Annotated in this window: 23 protein-coding genes; 12 read left to right on the top strand and 11 right to left on the bottom strand. The window is 61.0% G+C overall.

Annotated elements, in window-relative coordinates; translation table 11 throughout:
• Window positions 1–5 precede the first annotated feature (5 nt).
• Window positions 6–2,024 carry a BTAD domain-containing putative transcriptional regulator gene (locus tag BR48_RS0104660; RefSeq protein WP_027230239.1) on the bottom strand — a complete coding sequence of 673 codons (2,019 nt, stop codon included), beginning with the start codon at window positions 2,022–2,024 and terminating at the stop codon, window positions 6–8.
• A 167-nt stretch (window positions 2,025–2,191) separates the two neighbouring features.
• Here BR48_RS0104660 and BR48_RS0104655 point away from each other — a divergent pair, with 167 nt between their 5' ends.
• Entirely contained in the window at window positions 2,192–2,434 is a 243-nt protein-coding gene (locus BR48_RS0104655; protein ID WP_027230238.1) for a DUF1127 domain-containing protein, read from the top strand.
• 58 nt (window positions 2,435–2,492) lie between these two features.
• On the opposite strand, the gene BR48_RS0104650 is transcribed toward BR48_RS0104655, so the two are convergent.
• From BR48_RS0104650 to BR48_RS0104630, 5 genes are all read right to left on the bottom strand, one after another.
• The gene (locus BR48_RS0104650; protein WP_027230237.1) at window positions 2,493–3,431 is read right to left on the bottom strand and encodes a phosphoribosylaminoimidazolesuccinocarboxamide synthase; all 939 of its coding nucleotides are present in this window, start codon (window positions 3,429–3,431) and stop codon (window positions 2,493–2,495) included.
• Between the two features lie 88 nt (window positions 3,432–3,519).
• Complete coding sequence (locus BR48_RS0104645) at window positions 3,520–4,263, bottom strand: SDR family oxidoreductase (RefSeq protein ID WP_027230236.1); 744 nt, start codon at window positions 4,261–4,263, stop codon at window positions 3,520–3,522.
• Window positions 4,264–4,275: 12 nt separating this feature from the next.
• Window positions 4,276–5,649, bottom strand: coding sequence for a glutamate--cysteine ligase (locus BR48_RS0104640; protein WP_027230235.1), 1,374 nt, complete (start codon window positions 5,647–5,649; stop codon window positions 4,276–4,278).
• A 105-nt stretch (window positions 5,650–5,754) separates the two neighbouring features.
• Window positions 5,755–6,489, bottom strand: a complete 735-nt coding sequence (locus BR48_RS0104635; protein ID WP_036813313.1) for a 16S rRNA (uracil(1498)-N(3))-methyltransferase — start codon at window positions 6,487–6,489, stop codon at window positions 5,755–5,757.
• Between the two features lie 11 nt (window positions 6,490–6,500).
• The gene (locus BR48_RS0104630; RefSeq protein ID WP_036813310.1) at window positions 6,501–6,935 is read right to left on the bottom strand and encodes an Lrp/AsnC family transcriptional regulator; all 435 of its coding nucleotides are present in this window, start codon (window positions 6,933–6,935) and stop codon (window positions 6,501–6,503) included.
• 135 nt (window positions 6,936–7,070) lie between these two features.
• Between BR48_RS0104630 and BR48_RS23800 the strand changes: the two genes are divergently transcribed.
• Entirely contained in the window at window positions 7,071–7,982 is a 912-nt protein-coding gene (locus BR48_RS23800; protein WP_051614530.1) for a DMT family transporter, read from the top strand.
• Here the strand turns inward: BR48_RS23800 and BR48_RS0104620 are convergent.
• The gene (locus BR48_RS0104620) at window positions 7,966–8,571 is read right to left on the bottom strand and encodes a hypothetical protein (RefSeq protein ID WP_027230232.1); all 606 of its coding nucleotides are present in this window, start codon (window positions 8,569–8,571) and stop codon (window positions 7,966–7,968) included. The two genes, BR48_RS23800 and BR48_RS0104620, sit on opposite strands and share 17 nt — an antisense overlap.
• A gap of 66 nt (window positions 8,572–8,637) precedes the next feature.
• Here BR48_RS0104620 and BR48_RS0104615 point away from each other — a divergent pair, with 66 nt between their 5' ends.
• Together BR48_RS0104615 and BR48_RS26425 are read left to right on the top strand one after the other, a co-directional pair.
• On the top strand, window positions 8,638–9,342 hold the full coding sequence (locus tag BR48_RS0104615; protein ID WP_027230231.1) for a type 1 glutamine amidotransferase: 705 nt from the start codon (window positions 8,638–8,640) through the stop codon (window positions 9,340–9,342).
• Window positions 9,343–9,544: 202 nt separating this feature from the next.
• Entirely contained in the window at window positions 9,545–9,685 is a 141-nt protein-coding gene (locus tag BR48_RS26425) for a hypothetical protein (protein ID WP_174207689.1), read from the top strand.
• Here the strand turns inward: BR48_RS26425 and BR48_RS0104610 are convergent.
• The gene (locus BR48_RS0104610; protein WP_027230230.1) at window positions 9,658–10,410 is read right to left on the bottom strand and encodes a metallophosphoesterase; all 753 of its coding nucleotides are present in this window, start codon (window positions 10,408–10,410) and stop codon (window positions 9,658–9,660) included. The two genes, BR48_RS26425 and BR48_RS0104610, sit on opposite strands and share 28 nt — an antisense overlap.
• Window positions 10,407–11,189: an FCD domain-containing protein gene (locus BR48_RS0104605; protein WP_027230229.1), complete on the bottom strand. Its 783-nt coding sequence runs from the start codon at window positions 11,187–11,189 to the stop codon at window positions 10,407–10,409. Before BR48_RS0104605 ends, BR48_RS0104610 begins: the two co-directional genes overlap by 4 nt.
• Window positions 11,190–11,388: 199 nt before the next feature.
• Here BR48_RS0104605 and BR48_RS0104600 point away from each other — a divergent pair, with 199 nt between their 5' ends.
• Complete coding sequence (locus BR48_RS0104600; protein WP_027230228.1) at window positions 11,389–12,696, top strand: DUF3422 family protein; 1,308 nt, start codon at window positions 11,389–11,391, stop codon at window positions 12,694–12,696.
• On the opposite strand, the gene BR48_RS0104595 is transcribed toward BR48_RS0104600, so the two are convergent.
• Window positions 12,697–13,596 (bottom strand): LysR family transcriptional regulator, encoded by a 900-nt coding sequence (locus BR48_RS0104595; protein ID WP_036813307.1) that lies wholly within the window; start codon window positions 13,594–13,596, stop codon window positions 12,697–12,699.
• 184 nt (window positions 13,597–13,780) lie between these two features.
• Here BR48_RS0104595 and BR48_RS0104590 point away from each other — a divergent pair, with 184 nt between their 5' ends.
• The 3 genes from BR48_RS0104590 to glcF are packed head-to-tail and all read left to right on the top strand — an operon-like array spanning window position 13,781 to window position 17,824.
• On the top strand, window positions 13,781–15,277 hold the full coding sequence (locus tag BR48_RS0104590) for an FAD-linked oxidase C-terminal domain-containing protein (RefSeq protein WP_027230226.1): 1,497 nt from the start codon (window positions 13,781–13,783) through the stop codon (window positions 15,275–15,277).
• A 2-nt stretch (window positions 15,278–15,279) separates the two neighbouring features.
• On the top strand, window positions 15,280–16,491 hold the full coding sequence (gene glcE, locus BR48_RS0104585; protein WP_027230225.1) for a glycolate oxidase subunit GlcE: 1,212 nt from the start codon (window positions 15,280–15,282) through the stop codon (window positions 16,489–16,491).
• A 1-nt stretch (window position 16,492) separates the two neighbouring features.
• On the top strand, window positions 16,493–17,824 hold the full coding sequence (gene glcF, locus BR48_RS0104580) for a glycolate oxidase subunit GlcF (protein ID WP_027230224.1): 1,332 nt from the start codon (window positions 16,493–16,495) through the stop codon (window positions 17,822–17,824).
• A 75-nt stretch (window positions 17,825–17,899) separates the two neighbouring features.
• Here glcF and BR48_RS0104575 read toward each other — a convergent pair whose 3' ends face one another.
• Window positions 17,900–18,694, bottom strand: coding sequence for a L,D-transpeptidase (locus BR48_RS0104575; RefSeq protein ID WP_027230223.1), 795 nt, complete (start codon window positions 18,692–18,694; stop codon window positions 17,900–17,902).
• Between the two features lie 177 nt (window positions 18,695–18,871).
• Between BR48_RS0104575 and BR48_RS23795 the strand changes: the two genes are divergently transcribed.
• The 4 genes from BR48_RS23795 (at window position 18,872) to hisG (ending at window position 23,205) form a co-directional block, all read left to right on the top strand.
• Window positions 18,872–19,561 carry a DNA-3-methyladenine glycosylase I gene (locus BR48_RS23795; protein ID WP_051614529.1) on the top strand — a complete coding sequence of 230 codons (690 nt, stop codon included), beginning with the start codon at window positions 18,872–18,874 and terminating at the stop codon, window positions 19,559–19,561.
• Window positions 19,562–19,650: 89 nt separating this feature from the next.
• Window positions 19,651–21,159, top strand: coding sequence for a histidine--tRNA ligase (gene hisS, locus BR48_RS0104565; RefSeq protein WP_027230222.1), 1,509 nt, complete (start codon window positions 19,651–19,653; stop codon window positions 21,157–21,159).
• A gap of 220 nt (window positions 21,160–21,379) precedes the next feature.
• A complete protein-coding gene (locus BR48_RS0104560; protein ID WP_027230221.1) occupies window positions 21,380–22,510 on the top strand; it encodes an ATP phosphoribosyltransferase regulatory subunit in 1,131 nt (376 codons plus the stop codon).
• Complete coding sequence (hisG, locus tag BR48_RS0104555) at window positions 22,507–23,205, top strand: ATP phosphoribosyltransferase (protein ID WP_027230220.1); 699 nt, start codon at window positions 22,507–22,509, stop codon at window positions 23,203–23,205. The genes BR48_RS0104560 and hisG overlap by 4 nt, the downstream gene beginning before the upstream one ends.
• Window positions 23,206–23,277: the final 72 nt, after the last annotated feature.

Below are 23,277 nucleotides of genomic sequence, written 5' to 3'. Positions count from 1 at the left end.
GCGCCCTAGTCGGGCAAACCGGCAATGCGCAGTGCCTCTATATACCTGTCTCGATCATCTGGCCGCCGGAACGGCGGCAGTATCTCGGCGAGGTTTGAAAGCCGCAGCGTTGGATCGAATGCGCACAGGCGAGCAACCATTTCCCGCGCTTCGGCAATCCGCCCCGCCTTGGCGAGGCCGGCAGCCGCGACGCGCATTGCACTCGGGTAGTTGGGCTGATGCCGCATCGACTTTCCCGCCCAGACGGCGGCCTCGTCATAGCGGCCGGCACAAAAATGCGCGAGCCCGACATTGAACTGCCAGGCAAACAGGCGCGGATCGAACGGGCTGAGGCGCATGGCAAGCGAGGCGTGCTCGATCGCCGCTTCCGGCTCGCCCAAGCAAATCTTGATCCAGCTGCTGACGCCAACGGCGGCGGCCAGATGCGGATTGAGAACGAGCGCCCGCTCGATGCATGCCGCGCTGGCGTCAAGATCACCGCTGACGTAGCCAAGAACATATCCGCCATAGGAAAGCGCAATCGCATCATCCCAGCCAAGTTCGACCGCCCGCCGGGCAAGCCTGGTCGCCTCGGCGGTTTCCTGCGCGCGATCGATCATCCAGCCATTGCTCTTTCGGGTCGCATAGCAGCGCGCCGCCCGCGCATAGGCCACGGCGAACTCCGGGTCCCGCTCGATTGCCTGCATGAAAAGGCGCAGGGCCTCCTCAAGAGACGCTCTGTTTGTGATCGTCCGGTCAAATGCCGCCAGCCCCCGCAGGTAGTAGTCATAGGCGTCGAGGCTTTCTGTAGGCTTGCGCTTGGCGCGCTCGATTTCGGCCTCCTCGACCCTGGGGGTGATGGCGCCCACGATGCTTGCGGCGACCTGGTCCTGCAGATCGAAAACGTCGGCCAAGGTCCCGTCAAAACGATCGGCCCAAAGGTGGGCGCCCGTCGATGCATCGATCAGCTGCCCGGCAATGCGCAATCGGTCGCCTGTCCGCCGCACGCTGCCTTCAACCACATAGCGCACGCCGAGTTCGCGCCCGACCTGCTTTATGTCTACGGCCTTCCCCTTGTACGTAAAGCTGGAATTGCGTGCGATAACATAGAGATGGCGGAACTGGGCGAGGGCGATCGTGATGTCTTCTACGATGCCGTCGGCAAAATATTCCTGCTCCGGGTCTCCGCTGAGATTCTGGAAGGGCAAGACAGCGACCGACGGCCGGTCGTGAAGTGGGGTCGAAACGGACGGCGCCGGCGGCTTTGGCCCAGTGGCAGCGTTAGCCTTGGGTGCAGTCAGCGGAAGGTCGCCTGCCTTGCCCGCCTGCAAGGAAGCCGCGAGCGCGGTCGTTTGGGCCTCTGGTTCTGCGCCGAGGTGCCGCTTCAACAGGGCCTTGCATAATTCAAACTGGCGTAAAGCCGCGTTTTCGTGGCCGCGCAGCGTATGTATCCGCATCAGTGCTCGATGCGCAGCTTCTGCGGTTGGGTCCGACGCCAGCAGTCTTTCCGCAAGCCCTTCGCAGGCGGTCTCTTCCGGGGAGCCAGGCTGAGACAGCGCAAGACTGAGCCGTTCCACCAGCTGTTGCGCCTTCTGCTCGTATTTGTTCTGGTGGGGTCCGAACCACTCGTCCATGCCATCCGCAAGGGCTTCCCCCGCAAGCATCTCCCCGCGGTAAAGGTCTGCGGCGATCGCAAGATCCGAGGGGCGGTCCGATTGCAATTTGAGGTCGAATATAGAGATGTCCGTTTGGTCGGGATCGACGATCAGGGCGACCGAATCCTGATCTCCGTCGATATAGGTGGTGGCATGCTCTCCGGGCGGGAACGACCGCCGGATGTCGACAAGCGCCTGCCGCAGGCTGTTGCGGGCTTGCCCGTCGGCTCGTCCCGGCCAGAAGAGTTCAGATAGCTGGTCGCGGCGATGGCCGCGGCGGCCAGCGAGGACGAGGGCGGCGAATAGAAGCGAAGTCTTGCGCGTTGTGAAGCGGACTTGCCGGTCATCCGGTGAGGTAACTTCGAGGCCGCCCAGCAACCTGATGCGCACAGATCATCTCCAGTTCATTGACCGCATCCGCAGAATAACATTCCGATGACAGGATTTAACAGCGATTTAGCGCGAGTGCGCGCCTCTTTCACGCACCGCCGAACAGCCGCAAAGCGCGCCGGTGACACACTCCATCTGCAAACATGCAAAATGGGAGATTGGAAAAAATGGCTCACACGGAAACCCACATCGGCCGTGCCCCGACTGAAACGCAGGTATGGGGGACGAAGCTCAACATCGTTGCAACAGCGATTGCTGCCTTCAGGAAGCGGAGGCAGGCCCTCGCAGCCCGAAGAGTTCTCGCCGAACTGACGCCCGAACAACTAAACGACATGGGTCTGACGCAGGCCAATCACCCGGCGCTCGATATCAAGGCGGGTCTGATCACCAATTTGATGTCTATGCGATAACTTAAATCTCGAAGTATTTGGTGCGGGGTTCGATATTGGTGGAAGCCCTTCGATTATATCAAAAGAACCGCGCCAGATTACCGCGAATACGCTCGAGCGGATCGACATCGGCGCTACCGGGGTCGAAGGTCCTGTTGGTGATCGTTTCGTAAGCGTGGATGTAGACCTGGGTGGTCGCGTCGATCACGTCTTCCGGGATTTCCGGGATATCATCCTTGTAGGGATCGCAGCGTTCGACCACCCAGTTGCGTACGAAATCCTTGTCGAAGCTCACGGGCCGCTTACCCGGGGCATAGCTGTCGGCAAACCAATAGCGGCTGGAATCGGGTGTGTGGATTTCATCGGCGAGCAGAATATTGCCCGCTTCATCCATGCCGAACTCGTATTTGGTGTCGGCAAGGATCAGGCCCCGGCCGGCAGCGATTTCCTGGCCGCGGGCGAATAGCTTGAGCGCGTGGCTGGAGACGGTCTCCCACTGGTCTTGCGTGAGAAGCCCTTCAGAAAGGATCGCCTCGGCTGTCAGAGGCTCGTCGTGTCCGCCGTCGAACGCCTTTGATGTCGGTGTGATGATCGGCGCTGGAAGCTTCTCATTGTCCTGCATGCCGTCTGGCAAAGTGAAGCCGTACATTTCGCGCTTGCCAGCCTTGTAAAGCGTCAGGATCGACGTGCCGGTGGTGCCGGCGAGATAACCGCGCACCACGATTTCAACGGGCAGGATCGTCAGCTTACGGCAGACGAGCACGTTCGGATCCGGATACTCGATCACATGATTCGGACAGATATCGGCGGTCTGCTCGAACTGGTAGCGCGCAGTCTGCGTCAGCACCTGGCCCTTGAGCGGGATCGCCGCAAGAATGCGGTCGAAGGCGCTGATGCGGTCCGTGGCAATGATGATGCGCCGGCCATCGGCGAGGTCATAGTTCTCGCGTACCTTGCCGCGGTAGTAGTTGGGCAATTCGGGAATATAGGCTTCCGCCAACGCTTTGAACTTTGCCATGGTGTCAGAAATTCCGCTGAAAAACGATATCGTCCCGCATAACACATATGCGGGAGGTGGCGAGTCAAAATTGTCGGGTTAAGAAGATTTAGCGGCCGCCGGTGACGTCGAGAAGCGACCCTGTCACATAGGATGACGCGTCGCTCAAAAGCCAGACGATCGCCTCACCAACTTCGTCCGCAGTGCCGGCGCGGCCGAGCGGCGCGGTTACGCCAAGGCGCTGGGCCCGGTCGGGCTGGCCGCCACTTGCGTGAATTTCTGTCTCGATCAGTCCCGGCCGGATGGCGTTGACGCGAATGCCTTCGGGGCCGACCTCCTTGGAAAGTCCGATGGTGAGCGTATCCATTGCACCTTTGGAACCGGCGTAATCGACATATTCATTGGGTCCGCCGATGCGGGCCGCGGCGGAGGAAAGCAGCACGATCGATCCGCCTTTGCCGCCGCGCGAGCGGGCAAGATGGCGCACCGCCTCGCGTGCGCAGAGATAGGCGCCAAGCACATTGACGTCGAAGATGCGGCGCATGCGTGCCGTGTCCATGTCCATCAGCTTCGAGGCCGGGGCAACGATCCCGGCATTGACGACCACTCCGTCAAGCTTGCCGAGTTCGCTTGCCTGTTCGAACATTGAAACAACATCGGCTTCGACCGAGACATCGCCCCGGATGGCCTTGGCTTTGCCGCCAGCATCGGCAATTGCCGCGACGACCTCGTCGGCGGCCGCTTTGTTACCCGCATAGTTGACCGCGACCGACCAGCCCATTCGCCCGGCAAGAATTGCGGTAGAGCGGCCGATGCCTCGGCTGCCGCCGGTGACGAGAATTGTCTTGGTCATGTCAGAGATCCCTCAGTAGGCATATTCCAGGAATGCGGGTTCCACCGAGCTGCCCCAGACCGAGTGATACTGGGAGAGCATCTGTTCGGCCGAGGTCGTTCCGCGCGCAACGACCTCTTCCAGCGAGGCGAGATAGTGTGTTTCGTCGAAACCTTCGCTGTTCAAACGGGCGCGATTCTTGAGGCCGAGGCGCGAAATGGCGAGCGCGTCTATTGCAATCTCACGCACTGCCCGGTTGCGGAGGGTAGCATTAAGCCCCTTTGCCGGAACCTCATCGCGGAGAGCCTGGACTTCCGGATAGGTCCAGTCTTTCGTCATCGCCTCGGCGGCGTTCAATGCCTCAGCATCATAGAGCAGGCCGACCCAGAAGGCGGGAAGGGCGCAAATGCGCCGCCACGGACCCCCATCTGCACCGCGCATTTCAAGAAAGCGCTTCAGGCGAACTTCCGGGAAAAGCGTCGAAAGGTGGTTCGCCCAATCCCCCATGTTGGGCGTGCCGTCCGGTATTTCGTGCTTGAGCGCGCCGTTCATGAACTGTCGGAACGTGACATGGGTGCAGTCGTGGTAGCGGCCATGGCGCATGACGAAATACATCGGAACGTCGAGCGCCCATTCGACATAGTCCGCAAAGCCGAAATTTTCGTTGAATATGAACGGCAAGACGCCGGAGCGATTGTTGTCCGTGTCGCGCCAGATATTGGAACGCCAGGAGAGAAGCCCATTGGGCTTTCCTTCGGTGAAGGGAGACATGGCGAAGAGGGCTGTCGCGATCGATTGCAGTTTCACGGAAACCTGCATCTTGCGGCGCATATCGGTCTCGGACGCGAAATCGAGGTTCACCTGGATCGTGCAGGTACGATACATCATATTGAGACCATCCTTGCCGACCTTCGGCATATAGTTGGTCATGATGTTGTAGCGCGACTTAGGCATGCGCGGCGTCTCGGCCAGCGTCCATTTCGGGCTGCCGCCAAGGCCAAGGAAGCGGATGCCGAGCGGTTCGGCGATTTCCCGAACCTGCGCGAGATGCGCATTGGACTCCCGGCATGTCTGGTGGATCGACAGGAGCGGTGCGCCGGAAAGCTCGAACTGCCCGCCGGGCTCGAGCGAAATCGCGCCCTGTCCGGTCGGCTCGACGAGCCCGATGATATTGCCTTCGTCGATGATCGGCTCCCAGCCGAGCTTCGATTGCATGCCTTCAAGAATCGCCCGAATACCGCGCGGGCCGTCATAGGGGACCGGGCTGTTGTCCTCGGTGTAGAACGGAAACTTTTCGTGCTCCGTACCGATGCGCCAGGCAGACTCCGGCTTTGATCCCGCGGCAAGATAGTCAGCCAGTTCTTCGGTGTTCGAGATCGGTGTTTCGTCTGTCGTGTCGCGCGCCATGGACGGTGCTTTCCGCTTGGATGGAGGTGGTTGCGCGTGATTGGCCGTTTTCAGGCAGGAGCGCAAGCGAATTTCTCTTATCGTCTTATCAAGAGAATTTGTATCTCACCAATCGCCGATTGTCGCCTGAATCAGGGCGAGGGCGGCCACCGCTGCGGTATCCGCTCTGAGGATGCGCGGGCCGAGCGGTATCGCGGTGACGAAGGGGAGTTTGTGCAGGGCAAGGCGCTCCTGTTCCGAGAAGCCGCCTTCCGGTCCGACGAGGACTCCAAGCGGTCCGCGGGCGAGGGATTGGAGCAGCGGCAAGGGATTGTGCGTCTCGTGCCCTTCGTCGCAAAAGATCAGGCGGCGTGCCGGGTCCCAGTCATCAAGCAACCTGTCGAGCTTCAACGGCTCACGCGTCTTAGGGATCGCCAGCCCGCCGCATTGTTCTGCCGCCTCGATGGCGTTCGCCTCGATACGATCAATACCGATGCGGGCAACCTGCGTATGTTGGGTGATGACCGGCTGCAGGATACCCGCACCCATCTCCACGGCCTTTTGCACGAGATAGTCCAGCCGTCCCTGTTTCAGTGGCGCGAAGCAGTAGACAAGATCAGGCGTGGCCGGCTGGTCGCGCGTCCTTTCGAGCGGTTCAAACGCGAGTTTTTTCTTCGTTTCGAACCGAAGGGCGACGCGCCATTCACCGTCCCGGCCGTTAAAGGCCAAAATCTCGTCGCCATCCTTCATGCGAAGCACATTGGCAAGGTAATTGACCGCATCGGGCGTCGCATCGACGCGTACAGCCTGGGCGAGATCACCGGTGACGTAGAGTCTCTGCATCTTGTAGTTGGCGCGCATGCTGAACCTGATCAGGAAAGAGGTGGCAAGCGACGCTTCACAGGCGACGACTTGACGATCGAGGTGTTGGTTTCAGCTTTTTCCGCGATCCGGTCAAGAATGGAATCAAGCTGCTCCATACTGCGAAACTGCAGCTTACCGATGAAGCAATCATCCCCGGTGACCTTGTCGCATTCTGTGATTTCGGGCGTTTCCTGGAGCAGGCGCTCGACGATATGCAGCATGCCGGGCAGGGGGCGAATGCGAACGATCGCCGTCAATCCATAGCCGAGCGCCACGGGATCGATGTCAACCGTGAACGAGCGAATGATCTTCTTTTCCTCGAGCCGGCGCAGCCGCTCGGAAACGCTTGGCGAGGACAGGCCGACTTTCTGACTGAGTTCCTTCAGCGAGATGCGTGCATCATCGATGAGGATGTCTAGGATTGTTCGGTCAAGTTCGTCCATGACAATGTACCTGTAAGGTATTTCCCGCGAATAACCTGCATTAAAAAGGCGAAGTCGGCTGGTGGCCTTTCTCAAAACATAGCAAATCATGCCGCATCCGCCTAGTCTCTGTCTCGCAGTATAAGGAGCAACGACATGGAAAAAGATATCGTCAGAGGCAGCGTCGAGATGACCGCCGCCATGATGATTTCGGGAACGATTGGCTGGTTCGTCTTGATGTCCGGCCAGCCGGTATTCTCGGTCGTGTTCTGGCGGTGCGCCATCGGTGCCCTGACGCTGCTCGCCGTTTGCGCGGGTCTTGGCCTGTTCCGGCGAGACATCATTTCTCCCAAGCTCTTCGGGCTCGCCGTAGTGGGCGGCATGGCGATCGTCGCCAACTGGGTGCTTCTGTTTGCAGCTTATCCGCGCGCCTCCATCGCCATCGCCACGACTGTCTATAATGTCCAGCCTTTCATGCTCGTTGGCCTCGGCGCCTTGATCTTCAAGGAAAAGCTCACCGCCACCAAGCTATTCTGGCTACTTGTCGCTTTCGCTGGAATGCTCCTGATCGTCCAGGCCAAGCCCGGCGCCGCCTATAGCGGCTCGGACTATATGACCGGGATCGGTCTCGCGCTTGGTGCTGCGTTTCTTTATGCGATCGCGGCTATCGTCGCCAAGCGGCTGAAGGGAACCCCGCCACACCTGATCGCCCTGATTCAAGTGTGCGTCGGCATCGTCATGCTTGCCCCGCTCGCCGATTTCAGCGCCTTGCCGCCAGGTGCCGGGCAATGGGCGAGCATCGTCACGATCGGCGTCGTTCACACCGGCCTCATGTACATCCTGCTCTATAGCGCGATCCAGAAATTGCCGACTCACATCACCGGGTCACTTTCGTTCATCTATCCGGTCGCTGCGATTCTCGTCGACTACCTCGCATTCGGCCATGCGCTGCAGCCAAGTCAATTGGTGGGGTCCGCCGCGATCCTGATCGCCGCTGCCGGAACAAGCCTGGGCTGGAGTTTCGGCAGGCGCGCGCCTGGGGGCGTGAACCTCAGAAGCCGTGCATGAGCGGCCGGTAGCCTGCGCGCAGCGCCCGCACTGTGGAGGGCGGCGTCAGCAGCATGGCGTCGCCATCCGGCCTCGCGCCCTCGTAGCCCTGCCACGACCAGCGATACGTGTTTCCGTTTCTTACGATAAAGGCGTTGTCGCCGCGGGTGATCATCGCGCCATCGGGAAGATCGCGGACGTGGCCCTTGATCGCGTGCAACGCCTTGCCGCTCTCATGATCAAGCCGCTCCCCGTGCAGGACGCGATCCATCTCCGGCGCTTTCATGGGGCGCCCATTGCCTTCCGCCCAGGCAGCTTGAAAGGCGAGTGCGCGTTGACGCTGGCAATAGAAACATGGCCGGTGCCCTGCGGAAAGCGCAGTTGCCTCATCGAGGAAGAACAGTTCCGTCCAGCTTTGCCGCGCCATGACGGGGCGGCGCACGTTCTTGAACTTGCAGACGCAAATGATCCAGGCGTCATTGGTCCAGCGCTTCCTCAACAGCGTCCGCGTGGCCGGATCGTGGATGATGCCGCGATTGCCCATCATCGTGCCGCGATAGGGTGCCGCGACAATCTCGCCAAAAGGTGTCACTCGGTTCTGCAGGGTCATTTGACGGCTTTCGACTCGTTCGGGGCCATGCTATCCGACAATCCACTTGGGTTTGGGGCACTTATCATGCGCGTTCTCGTCGTTCAGAATTATCAGGATACAGGGCTTGGGCAAGTGGGACGGGCGCTGGCGGAAGCGGGGGCTGCCATCGATTTGCGCCAGGCCTATCTCGGCGAGGCCCTACCGGCCGATGCCTCGGGCCACGATGCGCTGGTGGTACTTGGAGGCGATCAGAACGCGCTTGCCGACGCCACGCATCCGTACCTTCCGGAACTGGCGCAATTGACGAAGCGCTTCGGCGACGCAGACAAGGCTGTGCTCGGCATTTGCCTTGGCAGCCAGTTGGTCGCGCGCGGCTATGGGGCTGACAATATCCTTGGCCGCACGCCGGAATTCGGCTGGCACGAAGTCACCCGCAACGAGGCGAGCGAAGCCGATCCGGTGCTGGCATCCGTACCCGTTCGCTTTCCGATCTTCCACTGGCACAGCGACACGTTCACGCTCCCGGAAAATGCCATCCGCCTTGCATCGAGCGATGTAACATCCAACCAGGCATTTCGCATCGGGCGCGCGGTCTACGGCATTCAGTTTCATTTCGAGGCGGATACAACTCTGGTCGAGGAGTGGCGGCGGGTCTTCCAGGACCAGATCGCATCCAATTATCCGGGATGGCTCGACAATTACGACAGCTATGTTTCCCGCGATGGCGCGGCCGCGGATGCCGCCGGGCTGGCGCTGGCCCGAGCCTGGGTCGCTCAGATCCAGGGTTAAATTAGGCTTCTTCTTCCCCCGCAAGTAGCAAGCGGCACACGGATTCGTTGCAACTCTGCAACAGGTAAATCCAGAATCGGATACCGACTGGCGATTCCTTTGGAACGTGTCTTCGATTCACTAGTTGGTAAGCAAACTGTCCTGTAGTGCCCCCACGGCTAACCGGCATCAAGCCGCGCCCTAAACGATGGAAACGCCTAAAATGACCACCAAGAGTGCTGCACTTTTGACTGCCGTAATGCTCTCAGCCATTCTGTTCATGGGCGTAGGTCTTTTCTCGGTGGATGCCGGCGGGCGTGTCGTCTCCAGCGATGGTTACGGTGTAAGCACGTCGTCGCGCTGAGCCACCTCCAGCAACAGCTTCCTGTCCTCTTCGATCATCAAGCCGCTGAGCCGGCCACTGGCAAAGGCGCCGGTATCGAGGTTCACGCGGTTTGACCGGACGTCCGCGTCGTCAACCGGCGTGTGGCCGTGCACGATGACCTTTGCGTAAAGCGTTGGATTGTTGAGGAATTCGCCGCGTATCCAGATAAGGTCATCCGGGTTCTGCAGGTCGAGTGGGACGCCGGGCCGGATGCCGGCATGGCAGAAGTAAAAATCGCCGAAGGCGACCGAACGCTTGAGCCCGCGCAGGAATTGCTTGTGCGCATGGGGTATGGCGCGAGCCAGTTCTTTCCACCCCGCAAGCACCGAGACCGCATCGTCGAAATCGATATCGACACCGTAAGAAAGAGCTGTCTGCCGTCCGCCATTATGGGCGAAAACGCCGAACGCATCGCCGGTTGAAAGAAAGTCCAGCAGTCCGATATCGTGATTGCCGGCAAGTGCCAGCATATTGCGCGACTGCCTCGTCTCGCGCTCCAGCAGATCAAGCACCTCTCGCGATTGCGGCCCGCGATCGACATAGTCGCCGAGGTGGATGACGAGCCAGTCGTGCGGCGGCTGTTTGGCGTTTTCCCTGGCGATCAGCCGGTGCATCCCTTGCAGCAGATCAAAACGGCCATGCACGTCGCCAATGGCATAGATGCGCAGTCCGGCTGGCCCGCGTGCATGGTCGAACCCGATCATCCGCGTTCCGACTCGCGCTGGTTCCGGCGCAGGCGCGATACGTTCTGCCAGGCGCTACTGCGCGCTGCTTCGCTCTGCGCCTGCTCGATGTAGTCTATATGTTGCCCGACTGCCGCGCGCGCCGCCGTCGGATTTGAATTGATGATGGCCGCGAATATCGCCTTGTGCTGGTCCAGCAGTTTTTCGCGCGCCCCGGGGAAACCGTAGATCACCGTACGATTATAGAAGACATCGTCGGCGAGCAGGCGGTAACAGGAGCGTAGCGTGTGCAGCAGGATAATATTGTGCGCGCATTCGCCAATGGCATTGTGCAGCTCGACGTCGAGTTCGGCTTCCCGCTTAAAATCATTGGCCTTATAGGCCTCCTCCATCGCGGTCATGATGCGATGTAGCATGAGCCTGTCATCCTCCGTCGCGCGCCGTGCGGCGTATTCGGCAGCGACGCTCTCGATTTCGCGCCGGTATTCGAGATAGTCGGCGGCGGCCTTGCGGTGGCTGGATATGAGATCCATCATCGGCTTGGAAAACACCTCGCCGATGACATCGGCGACGAAAGTTCCGCCGCCATGCCGCGTCACAAGCAGGCCCTTAGTCTCCAGGAGTTTCAATGCATTGCGCAGGATCGGTCGCGAGACGTCGAACTGTACGGAAAGGTCGCGCTCGCCGGGGAGACGATCACCGACGCGCAGAACACCTTCGAGGATAAGCGTTTCGATCTGGCCGACAATATCATCGGCCGTGCGGGAGGACTGGATGCGCGCGAAGATAGGGCTGCTCATGGATAGCGGGTCCGCAAGAAAGATATCGATCCGCAGCGTAGCGGCAAAAATCGAAACTGGTCAAATCAATGATCCAGTTGCAAGGCAGTGGGGGTCTTATTTGCCGCAGCCACGACAAAATAGAATCTGTTGAAAGCCGGACCCAATCCGTTCACGATCCTGTGACAGCCGATCAAGCCCAAGACCGGTCAGGGGATATATGGCCAAGAGACTAAAATCAGTCGCGACAGCTGCCGAGCTTGCGTCCGTTGTCGGCGGCGTTCTCGGTTTTCCCGCGCATGCGGAACGCGCCGTGGCGCTCGGCGAGGTGCATGCGCGGCCCTATCCGCTTGTCGATACGCCCCGCCTCCTGATCCAGCTCGCCTTCATGACCGAAGGCGGCTCGACGGTCGATCATGCGGTTCTGGCCGAACTCAGCCGCAGCATCGGCATCGCGCCGCCTGCGCGCGATGCCCGCCACCACGTCATGCCGTGGGGTAATGGCACCTTGCGCTGGGAACGCCATACCGAGTTTTCGACCTATCTCTGGGAAGGCCCGATGCCGCGCAGCGGCGCGGGAGCGCAGCATCCTTTCGGCCATGGTTTCAACCCGCCCGGCACCGTCATCGATGGCGTGCGGCTGGAAATCGTCAAGAAAGATGCAAATGCGCTGGCGATGATCAGCGAGTTCGATCCCGCAAGCCTTTGCTACAGTGATGTCGAAGGTGGTCTCGCCTCGATCGTCACGGATTTCCGCCAGGACCGCGACGGCCTGACGCGCATTCTGATCCTCGACAATGGGCTGTCGCCAGCGCGTGCGGGCGCGCTGTCGCAGCGTGTCATCGAGATCGAGACTTACCGGACGCTGGCGATGCTCGGCCTCCCACTGGCGCATTCGCTGTCGCCGCGCATCCGCCGGATCGAGGATCGTCTTGCCGGCCTCACCAATGAGATGCGCGATGCAACCTCAGACAGCCACAAATTGCTCGACGAATTGACCTCGCTTGCGGCCGAACTCGAAGCGGACGCGGCTTCGAGCCTTTACCGCTTCGGTGCCAGCCGCGCCTATAACGGCATCGTCCTCGAACGCCTTGCGGCGTTACAGGAAGAACCGGTCACCGGCTATGAAACATGGGGCGCCTTTATTCAGCGCCGCATGGCGCCGGCGATGCGCACGTGCCGCTCGGTCAGCGAACGGCAGGAGAGCCTCTCCGAGAAGCTTTCGCGCGCGGCGACATTGCTGCGAACTTCGGTCGACGTAGAGCTCGAACGCCAGAACCGCGATCTCCTGACCTCGATGAACCACCGCGCGCAACTGCAGTTGCGGTTGCAGCGGACGGTCGAGGGCCTGTCCGTCGCGGCGATCTCCTACTATGTCGTCGGCCTGTTCTATTACCTGGCCAAGGGTGCGGAGACCTACATTCCAGACCTGCATTCGACCGTCCTTACCGCCATTTTCGTGCCGGTTGCCATCATCGCCATGTGGTTTGTGGTCAAGTCGATCCGCAAGTCGCATGCCGACGATTGATCAGTGCCTGTCCCATGGCGGCACCGGTCCATAGAGCGCCGCAAGATAGTCGATGAACAGGCGCACTTTCGCCGGCAGGAATTGCCGCGACGGATACACCGCGTAGATGGCGATGTTGCGCGAGGCGGCATAGTCGCCGAGAACGCGAACAAGTTGCCCCGTCGCCAATTCGGGACCGATATCCCAGGTGGAACGCAAGGCAATGCCGAGTCCGCCGAGCACTGCCTCGCGCACCACTTCACTCGAATTTGTCAGGAGCGGCCCTAAGGGGCGCCAGACCACAGCGCCGTAAGGGCCGACCAGACGCCACGGGTCGCCATTATGCGCGGCAAGGCAGATATGATTTTCGAGATCGGAGAAGGATTTCGGCGTGCCGTGCTCGGCCACGTAGCGAGGGGAGGCGACCAGAAAGCGCTCGACCGGCGCAAGCTTGCGCGCAACGAGGCTCGAATCGGAAAGTTCCGCAATTCGGACCGCAAGGTCGTAGCCTTCGCCGACGATATCGACGAACTCATCGGCAAGGACGAGGTTGACGGCAAGGTCGGGATTGGCGCGCATGAAGGGTTCGAGGTGCGGCGCGATATGCATGCGCCCGAACGTCGTCGGCACGGCGACCTTCAGCATCCCGTGCGCCTGTTCGGAACGGCGCGACACGAAGGCCTCGGCCTCCTCGACCCCGGCGAGGATTGCGAGCACGCGCTCGTAATAGCCTTGCCCGGTTTCGGTGAGCGCGATCTGGCGCGTCGTACGCTGCAGAAGCCGCGTGCCGAGCCGTTCTTCCAGCCGCCGCAGCCGCTTGGATACGACCGCTGGTGAAAGGCCAAGCTCGCGGCCCGCTGCCGACATGCTGCCGGCGGCAACCACGCGGGCAAACACTTCCATATCGTTGAATTCACTCATGCGCGCACTCTCACTGGCGCAAATCAAACGTCAAGTCCCCAAGCCTTGAAATTCATCGCAGGCGAGATCGCCGCACGGCCTGTTCTCTCCAATCGAGAAAGGTTCTAAACTATTTACATTCGTGCCGGGCAAGAGGTAAAGATAGTTTACCAGTAGCGCTAGCGCTGTTGGCAAGGGAGAGGCAATGACCGGACTGACAATGCCGAAAAGTGATGAAGCGACGCTTGGCCGCCGGGCCGAGATCGTTACGGCATTGGGCGCGATTGTTCCGGGCGAGGGCGTCGTCGACGTCACCAACGAAATGCGCGCTTTCGAGTCCGACGCATTGACTGCCTATCGGCAGTTGCCGCTCGTGGTGGTTCTACCGCAAACCGTTGCCCAGGTTTCCCGCGTCCTCAAATATTGCCACGAGAACAATGTGAAGGTCGTGCCGCGTGGCTCTGGAACCTCGCTTTCCGGCGGTGCGCTGCCGCTTGAGGACGCCGTGCTCCTCGTCATGTCGCGCTTCAATCGCATCCTCGAAATCGATTTTCCGAACCGCGTTGCCGTCGTCCAGCCCGGCGTGACGAACCTCGGCATAACGAAGGCGGTCGAGCACGAGGGCTTCTACTATGCCCCTGATCCATCGTCGCAGATTGCCTGCTCGATCGGCGGCAACGTCGCTGAAAACTCCGGCGGCGTACACTGCCTGAAATACGGGCTGACGGCCAATAATGTCCTTGGCATCGAGATGGTCCTCATCAATGGCGACATCATTCGCCTCGGGGGCAAGCATCTCGATAGCGATGGCTATGATCTGCTTGGGCTGATGACCGGCTCGGAAGGGCTGCTGGGGGTCGTCACCGAAGTGACCGTCCGCATTCTCCAGAAGCCGACAACGGCACGTGCCCTGATGGTTGGCTTTCCGACCAGCGAGGAAGCCGGTCAGTGCGTGGCCGATGTCATTGCCGCCGGTATCATCCCGGGCGGCATGGAGATGATGGACAGGCCGGCGATCCATGCCGCCGAGGATTTCGTCCACGCCGGCTATCCGCTCGACGTAGAGGCCCTCCTTATCGTTGAACTCGACGGTCCCGTGGTCGAGGTCGATCACCTCATCGCCATGGTCGAGGCGATTGCGCGCAAGAATGGCGCAACGACTTGCGTCGTCTCGCAGAGCGAAGAAGAACGAATGATATTCTGGGCGGGACGCAAGGCGGCATTTCCCGCCGTAGGCCGTATCTCGCCGGATTACCTTTGCATGGACGGTACCATACCGCGCAAGGAATTGCCGAAGGTGCTGGCCGGCATGCGCGAACTCTCGGAGAAATATGGATTGCGCGTTGCGAATGTCTTTCACGCCGGCGACGGCAACCTGCATCCGCTGATCCTCTATGACGCCAACATCCCGGAGGAACTGCACAAGGCGGAAAGTTTCGGTGCCGACATATTGCGGCTCTGCGTCAAGGTGGGCGGGGTTCTGACCGGTGAACACGGCGTTGGCGTCGAGAAGCGCGATCTGATGCCGGAAATGTTCAATGACACCGATCTCAATCAGCAGATCCGCGTCAAGTGCGCCTTCGACGAGAAGCATCTGCTCAACCCCGGCAAGGTCTTCCCGCAACTGCACCGCTGCGCTGAACTCGGGCGGATGCACGTGCATCAGGGTAAGATGCCGTTTCCCGACATTCCGAGATTCTGAGCGTGAGCACTTTCCAGCCTAAATCCGAGGATGAGATCGTCGAAGCTGTGCAATGGGCTCTTGGCGCCAACGCGCCGGTGGAAGTCGTCGGCCAGGGCTCCAAGCGCGGGCTCGGCCGGCCGTTGCAGACCGAGCATACGATCGCATTGTCGGATTATGCCGGCGTCACGCTCTACGAGCCGCATGAACTGGTCTTGAGCGCCAAGGCAGGCACGCCAGTTGCCGAACTCGAAGCACTGCTTGCGGCAAGCGGGCAGGCGTTTCAGTTCGAGCCGATGGATTATGGACCGCTTCTGGGACAGCCTGCGGGTCAGGGGACGCTTGGGGGTTTGCTTGCCACCAATCTTTGCGGTCCGCGCCGCCTCAAGGCGGGATCGGCGCGCGACCACGTGCTCGGCGTGCGGGTCGTCTCCGGCCGGGGTGAACTGTTCAAATCCGGCGGACGCGTCGTCAAGAACGTGACCGGTTACGACCTGTCGAAAGGCATGGCCAATTCCTGGGGCACGCTCGGGATCGCCACCGAGATCACCTTCAAGGTGCTCCCGGCGCCCGAGACCGAATCGACGCTCGTCATACGCGGTCTTGCCGATGACGAGGCGGCGCGTGCCATGGCGATCGCCATGGGGTCGAGCGGCGAGGTGGCATCTGCCGCGCATCTTCCGGGCAATGTTGCGGCAAGGGTTATCGATGGTGCGCTCGGCGGCGAGGCTTCGACCCTGCTGCGGCTGGAAGGGTTTGCGCCTTCGGTTGCCGACCGCATGACCATGCTGAAGAACCTCTTGGCCTCGGCAGGCGAGATGGCGGACGTCTCCGGCGACCAGTCCCGCCGGCTCTGGCGGGAAATCCGCGACGTCATCCCTTTCGCCGACGGTACGGAGCAGCCGGTTTGGCGTGTTTCCATGGTGCCGATGGAGGCCTACAAGCTCGTCGCCTCGCTGCGCATGGGGGCGGCAGTCGATGCCTATTACGACTGGCAGGGCGGCCTCGTCTGGCTGCGCATGGAGGGCGAGCCGGAAGCGGACGCCGTAAGGGCGCTCTTGCGCAAATATGGCGGCGGGCATGCAACCTTGGTACGGGGGCCCGCAAGTGTTCGCGCGGCCGTCCCCGTGTTCGAGCCGCAGGCCGCGCCGCTGGCGGCGCTCTCCAGGCGCCTCAAACAGCAATTCGATCCGAGCGGCATTCTTAATCCCGGCCGCATGGTTGCAGGAGTGTAGCGTGCAGACAAATTTCAGCCCCGAGCAGCTTCTCGATCCGGGTGTCGCCGAGTCTGAAAAGATCCTGCGCAAATGCGTGCATTGCGGCTTTTGCACGGCCACTTGTCCGACCTATGTGACGCTCGGCAACGAACTCGATAGCCCGCGCGGCCGCATCTATCTCATCAAGGATATGCTGGAAAACGGCCGTCCGGCCGACGAGCAGATCGTCAAACATATCGACCGCTGCCTTTCGTGCCTTTCATGCATGACGACCTGCCCATCGGGGGTCAACTACATGCATCTCATCGACAATGCGCGTGCCCACATCGAGAAGACTTACAAGCGTCCGCTTATGAACCGGTTGACCCGCGGCGTGCTTGCACTCGTCCTGCCCTATCCCGGGCGGTTTCGCCTGGCGCTCAACCTCGCAAGGTTTGGGCGGCCGTTAGCTGGACTGTTCGGCTCGCTGACGGCAACAAAGCCACTGGCGGCGATGCTCGAACTTGCGCCGAATTCCGTCCCGGCAACATCGTCCTCGGCCGTACCCGGGGTGCACAAGCCAAACGGCGAAAGAACGGGTAGGGTAGCGCTTCTCAGCGGCTGTGCGCAGCCTGTCCTGAAGCCGGGTATCAATGAAGCGACGATCCGACTGCTCAATCGCCTCGGCGTCGAGGTGGTCTTGCCAAAAGGCGAAGGCTGCTGCGGCTCGCTGGTCCACCATATGGGCCGCGAAGAGGAAGCGCTCGCGGATGCGCGCCGCAACGTCGATGCGTGGACACGCGAACTTGAGACAGGCGGTCTCGATGCGATCATCATCACCGCCTCGGGTTGCGGCACGACGATCAAGGATTATGGCTACATGCTGCGGCTCGACCCGGCTTACAAGGACAAGGCGGCGCGCATCTCGTCGCTTGCGAAGGACGTCACCGAATATCTTGCCACGCTCGACATGCCGGCGTCGCAACAGGCGTCCGGCCTGACCGTCGCCTATCATTCCGCCTGCTCGATGCAGCACGGCCAGAAGATCACGCGCCAGCCCAAAGACTTGCTGAAGGCGGCAGGTTTCATCGTCAAGGACCCGGCCGAGGGCCATTTGTGCTGCGGTTCGGCCGGCACCTACAACATCATGCAGCCGGAAATCGCCCGCATGCTGCGGGATCGCAAGGTCAAGAATATCGAGGCGACCGGCGCCAGCATCGTCGCCACCGGCAATATAGGCTGCATCACCCAGATCGCCGGCGGATCAAGATTGCCGATCGTCCACACGGTCGAACTGCTCGACTGGGCCTATGGCGGCCCGAAGCCCGAGGGGCTTCCCGCGCCGAAAAACATCCTGCAGGCGGCCGAATGAAAAAGGGCAGCGGCTTTCTCGAGAAAGCCGCTGCCCGTTCCCGGCACCGCCCCCGGTGCCGGCCCCCACTAACCCTTATCGGACGATGACTTTCGTGCCGACATTGACCCGTGCATAGAGCTCGGTGACATCCTCGTTGCGCATGCGTATGCAGCCGCTCGACACCGCGTGGCCGATGGTCCACGGCGCGTTGGTGCCATGGATACGGTAGAGCGTGGAACCGAGATAGAGCGCACGGGCGCCAAGCGGATTGGCGATGCCGCCCTCCATGTGCGCCGGAATATAGTGGCCCTTTTCGGCCTCCCGATCGATCATGTCCTGCGGCGGGTACCAATCAGGCCACATGGCCTTGCGCGTAATATTGTTCGTTCCCGACCACGCAAAGCCTTCCTTGCCGACGCCCACGCCGTAGCGTCGCGCCTTGCCGCCGGCTTCAACGAGATAAAGAAAACGCTCGGACGTATCGATAACGATCGTACCCGGCTGTTCAGCGCCAACATAAGCGACGCTTTGCGGCAGGAACTGCGGATCCATGGCCTGCTTCCTGGGCTGGTCTTCGCCCAGCGGGACGTCCGGGCGCTGGAACGAGACCTCCCGCGCGGCAGGATTGGAAAGATCGCGATTGCGGCGCGGCCTCGTCACGCGCTCCGGGCGCTCGCTGAAGACGACATAGCCGCGCGGGTTCACCGGGCGTCCGACCTGGTTTACTGCTTCGCCGACTGGCCGCTTGCGCAGTTGCGTCACCCATGGCGCGGAAAGATCGGGGCTCATGACGACAGGAGGCTTGGTCGCATAGCGTTCGCTCGCCATTGCGGACGGGATCGCCGCTGAGAGAACCGCTGATGCCAAAACCAATAATGCCGACTTCATTGAAATTACTCTGGAACTCTACTGACAGGATTTGTCAGGTTTCGGATTGAGTTTGCCGATTGGCAGGTAGAAAAAAGTGAATCAGAATCAATAAAACATAAAATGCCGCGAAAACCGTGGGTTATAGTTACCGGCGGGTTTGCAAGCACGGTTAACAATAGGAAAGGGACAGGCGCGATGCAAGACGAAACTCCCCCGAAAACCGGACTTATCACGGATGATGCGGGCGAGACGCGCTGTTTTTGGCCGGGAACGCTGCCTGAATATGTCCACTACCACGACCACGAATGGGGACGTCCGGTGACAGACGACACCCGGCTCTTCGAAAAGATCTGCCTCGAAGGTTTCCAGTCCGGGCTCTCCTGGCTGACGATCCTGCGCAAGCGCGAGAATTTCCGCAAGGCGTTTGACGGTTTTGACTATCACAGGATTGCAGGCTACGGCGAAAAAGAGGTGGACCGCCTGCTCGCCGATGCCGGCATCATCCGCCATCGTGGCAAGATCAACTCGGCGATCAACAATGCCGGGCGCGCCATCGAACTCGTCAAGGAAACCGGCTCGCTCGCGGCCTATTTCTGGCAGTTTGAACCGCCGGTGGACGAGCGGCCGAAGGTGGTCGACTACCCGACCTTGATCGCCAACCCAACCTCGCCGACATCGGTTCGTCTTTCCAAGGATTTGAAAAAGCGCGGCTGGAGCTTCGTCGGCCCGACGACCATGTATGCGCATATGCAAGCCATGGGTCTCGTCAACGATCACATCGAGGGCTGCAAGTGCCGCCAGGAGATCGAGAAGCTGCGTTCGAACTTCAAGCGGCCGGCTCTGGCTTCACAGCGTCGAGACCCGCGCCATCAATCCTTGCCCTGAACACCTCTATGCGTTAGAGCAAACCGGCTTGGGCTCAGGACCGTCCTGAACTCGCGAAAAGCTTCATTTCAGGGTATCGGAACAGCATCATGACGACGAAGGCAGACAGGGTAAAAGCGCGGCTGCCGCGCGGTTTTGTGGACCGTGCGCCTGACGATTTGCGCGCTGCCGACAAGATGATGGCCGAGATCCGCAAGGTATACGAGCTTTATGGTTTCGAGCCTGTCGAGACCCCGCTTGTCGAATATACGGATGCGCTCGGAAAGTTCCTGCCCGACCAGGACCGCCCGAATGAGGGCGTGTTCTCATTCCAGGACGATGACGAACAATGGTTGTCGCTGCGTTACGATCTCACAGCGCCGCTCGCGCGTTTCGTTGCCGAGAATTTTGAAAGCATCCCCAAACCCTACCGCAGCTACCGCGCCGGCTGGGTGTTTCGCAACGAGAAGCCCGGCCCCGGCCGCTTCCGCCAGTTCATGCAATTCGATGCCGATACGGTCGGCGCGCCATCGGTCTCGGCCGATGCCGAAATGTGCATGATGATGGCCGATGTCATGGAGGCGCTCGGCGTTCCGCGCGGCGACTACATGATCCGCGTCAATAACCGCAAGGTGCTCGACGGCGTTCTCGACGCCATCGGCCTTGCTGGAGATGACAATGCGGGACGGCGCCTGAACGTGCTGCGCGCCATCGACAAGCTCGACAAGTTCGGGCCGGATGGCGTGCGTGAATTGCTCGGCAAGGGACGCCTTGATGAAAGCGGCGACTTCACCAAGGGGGCCGGCCTCGACGAGGCGGCGATCACCAAGGTGCTCGATTTCACCTCAGCCGGCGGCGCAACCGGCGGCGAAACCATCGCCAATCTCGAACGCGTCATCAGCGGCAACGACAAGGGCGTCGAGGGCGTCGCCGAACTTGCCACGATCGAGGCGCTATGCTCGGCGGCCGGCTACGAGGGCCGGGTCAAGATCGACCCCTCCGTCGTGCGCGGCCTCGAATATTATACGGGTCCCGTCTTCGAAGCCGAACTGACCTTCGACGTTACTAATGAAAAGGGCGAGAAAGTCGTCTTCGGTTCGGTCGGGGGCGGCGGCCGTTATGATGGTCTGGTTTCACGCTTCCGCGGCGAGCCTGTACCGGCGACCGGCATTTCCATCGGCGTCTCTCGCCTGATGACGGCATTGAAGAACCTCGGCAAGCTCGACGTCTCCGACAATATCGGACCGGTCGTCGTCCTCGTCATGGACCGGGATACGACAAGCCTCGGACGCTACCAGAAGATGGTGTCGGACCTTCGACAGGCCGGCATCCGGGCGGAGATGTATCTCGGCGGATCGGGCATGAAGCCGCAGATGAAATATGCCGACCGCCGCGGTGCGCCCTGTGTCATCATCCAGGGTTCGCAGGAGCGCGACAATGGTGAAGTGCAGATCAAGGATCTCATCGAGGGCGCACGGCTGTCGGCCGAGATCGAAGACAATGTAACCTGGCGCGAAAGCCGCCCGGCGCAGATCACCGCGAAGGAAGGCGATCTCGTGATCGAAGTGCGCAAGATTCTCGAGGCGCAGGCCGAAGATCGCGCCAAGGGTCTGAAGTAAAGCTGACGCACATGCTGCCATTTGTCATTTCACCCCCCTCTGGGCTGCCGCCCATCTCCCCCACCAGGGGGGAGACCAGCATTCCTGCACGTCTCGACGAAACGCAGGTCGTTGGCGCTGAATGCGACGCTGATGCCGTTTCGATCTCCCCCCTTGTGGGGGAGATGTCCGGCAGGACAGAGGGGGACGAGTGCTGCCATTCGCGAGGAATGCGCCAAGCATGACCGCATCCCGCGCCCCTGCCTTTTCTGCCGATCTCGCGGCGCTGATTGCCGGCCGCGATGCCGAGCTCGTGGACATACCGGTCATCCAGCCCGCCGACCAGTTTCTCGACATGGCGGGCGAAGATCTGCGCCGGCGTATTTTTCTCACCGAGAATGAAAACGGCCAAAGTCTCTGCCTGCGTCCCGAATTCACCATTCCGGTCTGCCGCAACCATATCGAACGCAATGCCGCGACGCCCAAGCGCTACGCTTATCTCGGCGAAGTCTTCCGCCAGCGCCGCGAAGGCGGCAATGAGTTTTTCCAGGCCGGCATCGAGGATCTCGGCGACGCGAACCGCGCCCGTGCCGATGCCCGGTCACTTGCCGATGCGATTGCATCGATCAGGCTGGCCGCGCCCCAGGCCCAACTTGAAACGCTCCTGGGTGACCAGGCCATTTTCGAAGCTGTGCTCGCCTCCCTCGGCTTGCCGCGCGGCTGGCAGAAGAAACTGGCGCGCGCTTTCGGCAATCATGCCCAGTTGAAAGGCTTGCTTGCCGATCTCGGCTCGGACCGCCAAAAGGGAACGCTGCCGGATCGGCTGGCCGCACTTGTCGAAAAAGGTGACGAAACAGCGCTTGCCGCCGAACTCGAAAAGGACATGCAGGCCGCCGGCATCTCACCGGCATCCGGGCGGGCACCGGTGGAAATCGCCCGGCGTCTCATCGAAAAGGCGAGCCTTGCCTCGGTTCGCCTGCCGGTGCGCACCATTGCGGCGCTTGAGGAGTTTCTCGCTATCCGCGTGCCTCTCGCAGAAGCCGCCGGCTATCTTCTCAGCTTTGCCCGCGCCAATGAGTTCGACCTCGGCCTCGCACTGGAACAGTTCGAGGCACGCGCCGTATCGGTTAAAGAGGCAGGGATCGGCAACGAAACGATCATCTACGATGCGGCCTTCGGACGCCCGATCGACTATTACACCGGGCTTGTCTATGAGACGCGCGCGATTGATCGGCCTGACCTTGGCGCAATTGTCGGCGGCGGCCGCTATGACCGGCTGCTGACGATGCTCGGCGCGGTCGGTTCCATTCCCGGTGTCGGCTTTTCCGTTTGGCTGGACCGGCTTGAAGAGATCGCGGGAGATGCACAATGACCGTCACTCTCGCGCTTCCCTCGAAAGGCCGTCTCAAGGAACAGGCGCTGGAGGTGCTGGAAAATGCCGGCCTCAGCGTCATCCTGCCCAAGGATCAGCGCAGCTACCGGGCCAAGGTCAAGGGCAACAGTGACATTGACATTCTGTTTCTTTCGGCCTCCGAGATCGCACGCGAGCTCGGCTATGGCAGCGTCGATCTTGGTGTCACGGGTGAAGACCTGATCCGCGAAACGCTTGCCTCCGCCGACGAACGCGTTCGCGTCGAAGCGCGGCTCGGATTTGGCCATGCGGATGTCGCCGTTGCCGTCCCGGAGGTTTGGTACGACGTATCGACGATGGCGGACCTCGATGATGTCGCTGCGGATTTCCGCCAGAGGCATGGCCGACGCCTGCGCATCGCCACGAAATACTGGCGGCTGACCCAGCAGTTCTTTTCGCAGATGCACGGCATCCAGGTCTATCGGATCGTCGAGAGCCTCGGCGCTACCGAGGGCGCGCCTGCTTCCGGCGCTGCCGACATCATCGTCGATATTAGCTCGACTGGATCGACGCTACGCGCCAACCATCTGAAAATCCTCGATAACGGGGTCATTCTGAAATCGGAGGCCTGCCTGGTCTCGTGCCGGCAAACGGCTGAAACCGGGGCCGTTGCGGAGCTTTCACAGCGTATTGCGGCGGCACAAGCAAAGCACTGATCCATCAACTCTACGTGATGGACGGGTTGCACTGTAACCTTTCGGTCGACCCTTACGTATTTCCCTGCAGAA

The organism is Phyllobacterium sp. UNC302MFCol5.2 (genome assembly GCF_000686005.1).
Lineage (GTDB): Bacteria > Pseudomonadota > Alphaproteobacteria > Rhizobiales > Rhizobiaceae > Phyllobacterium > Phyllobacterium pellucidum.
Note: the sequence above shows the minus strand (reverse complement) of the source record. Positions and strands in the feature narration are given on the sequence as shown.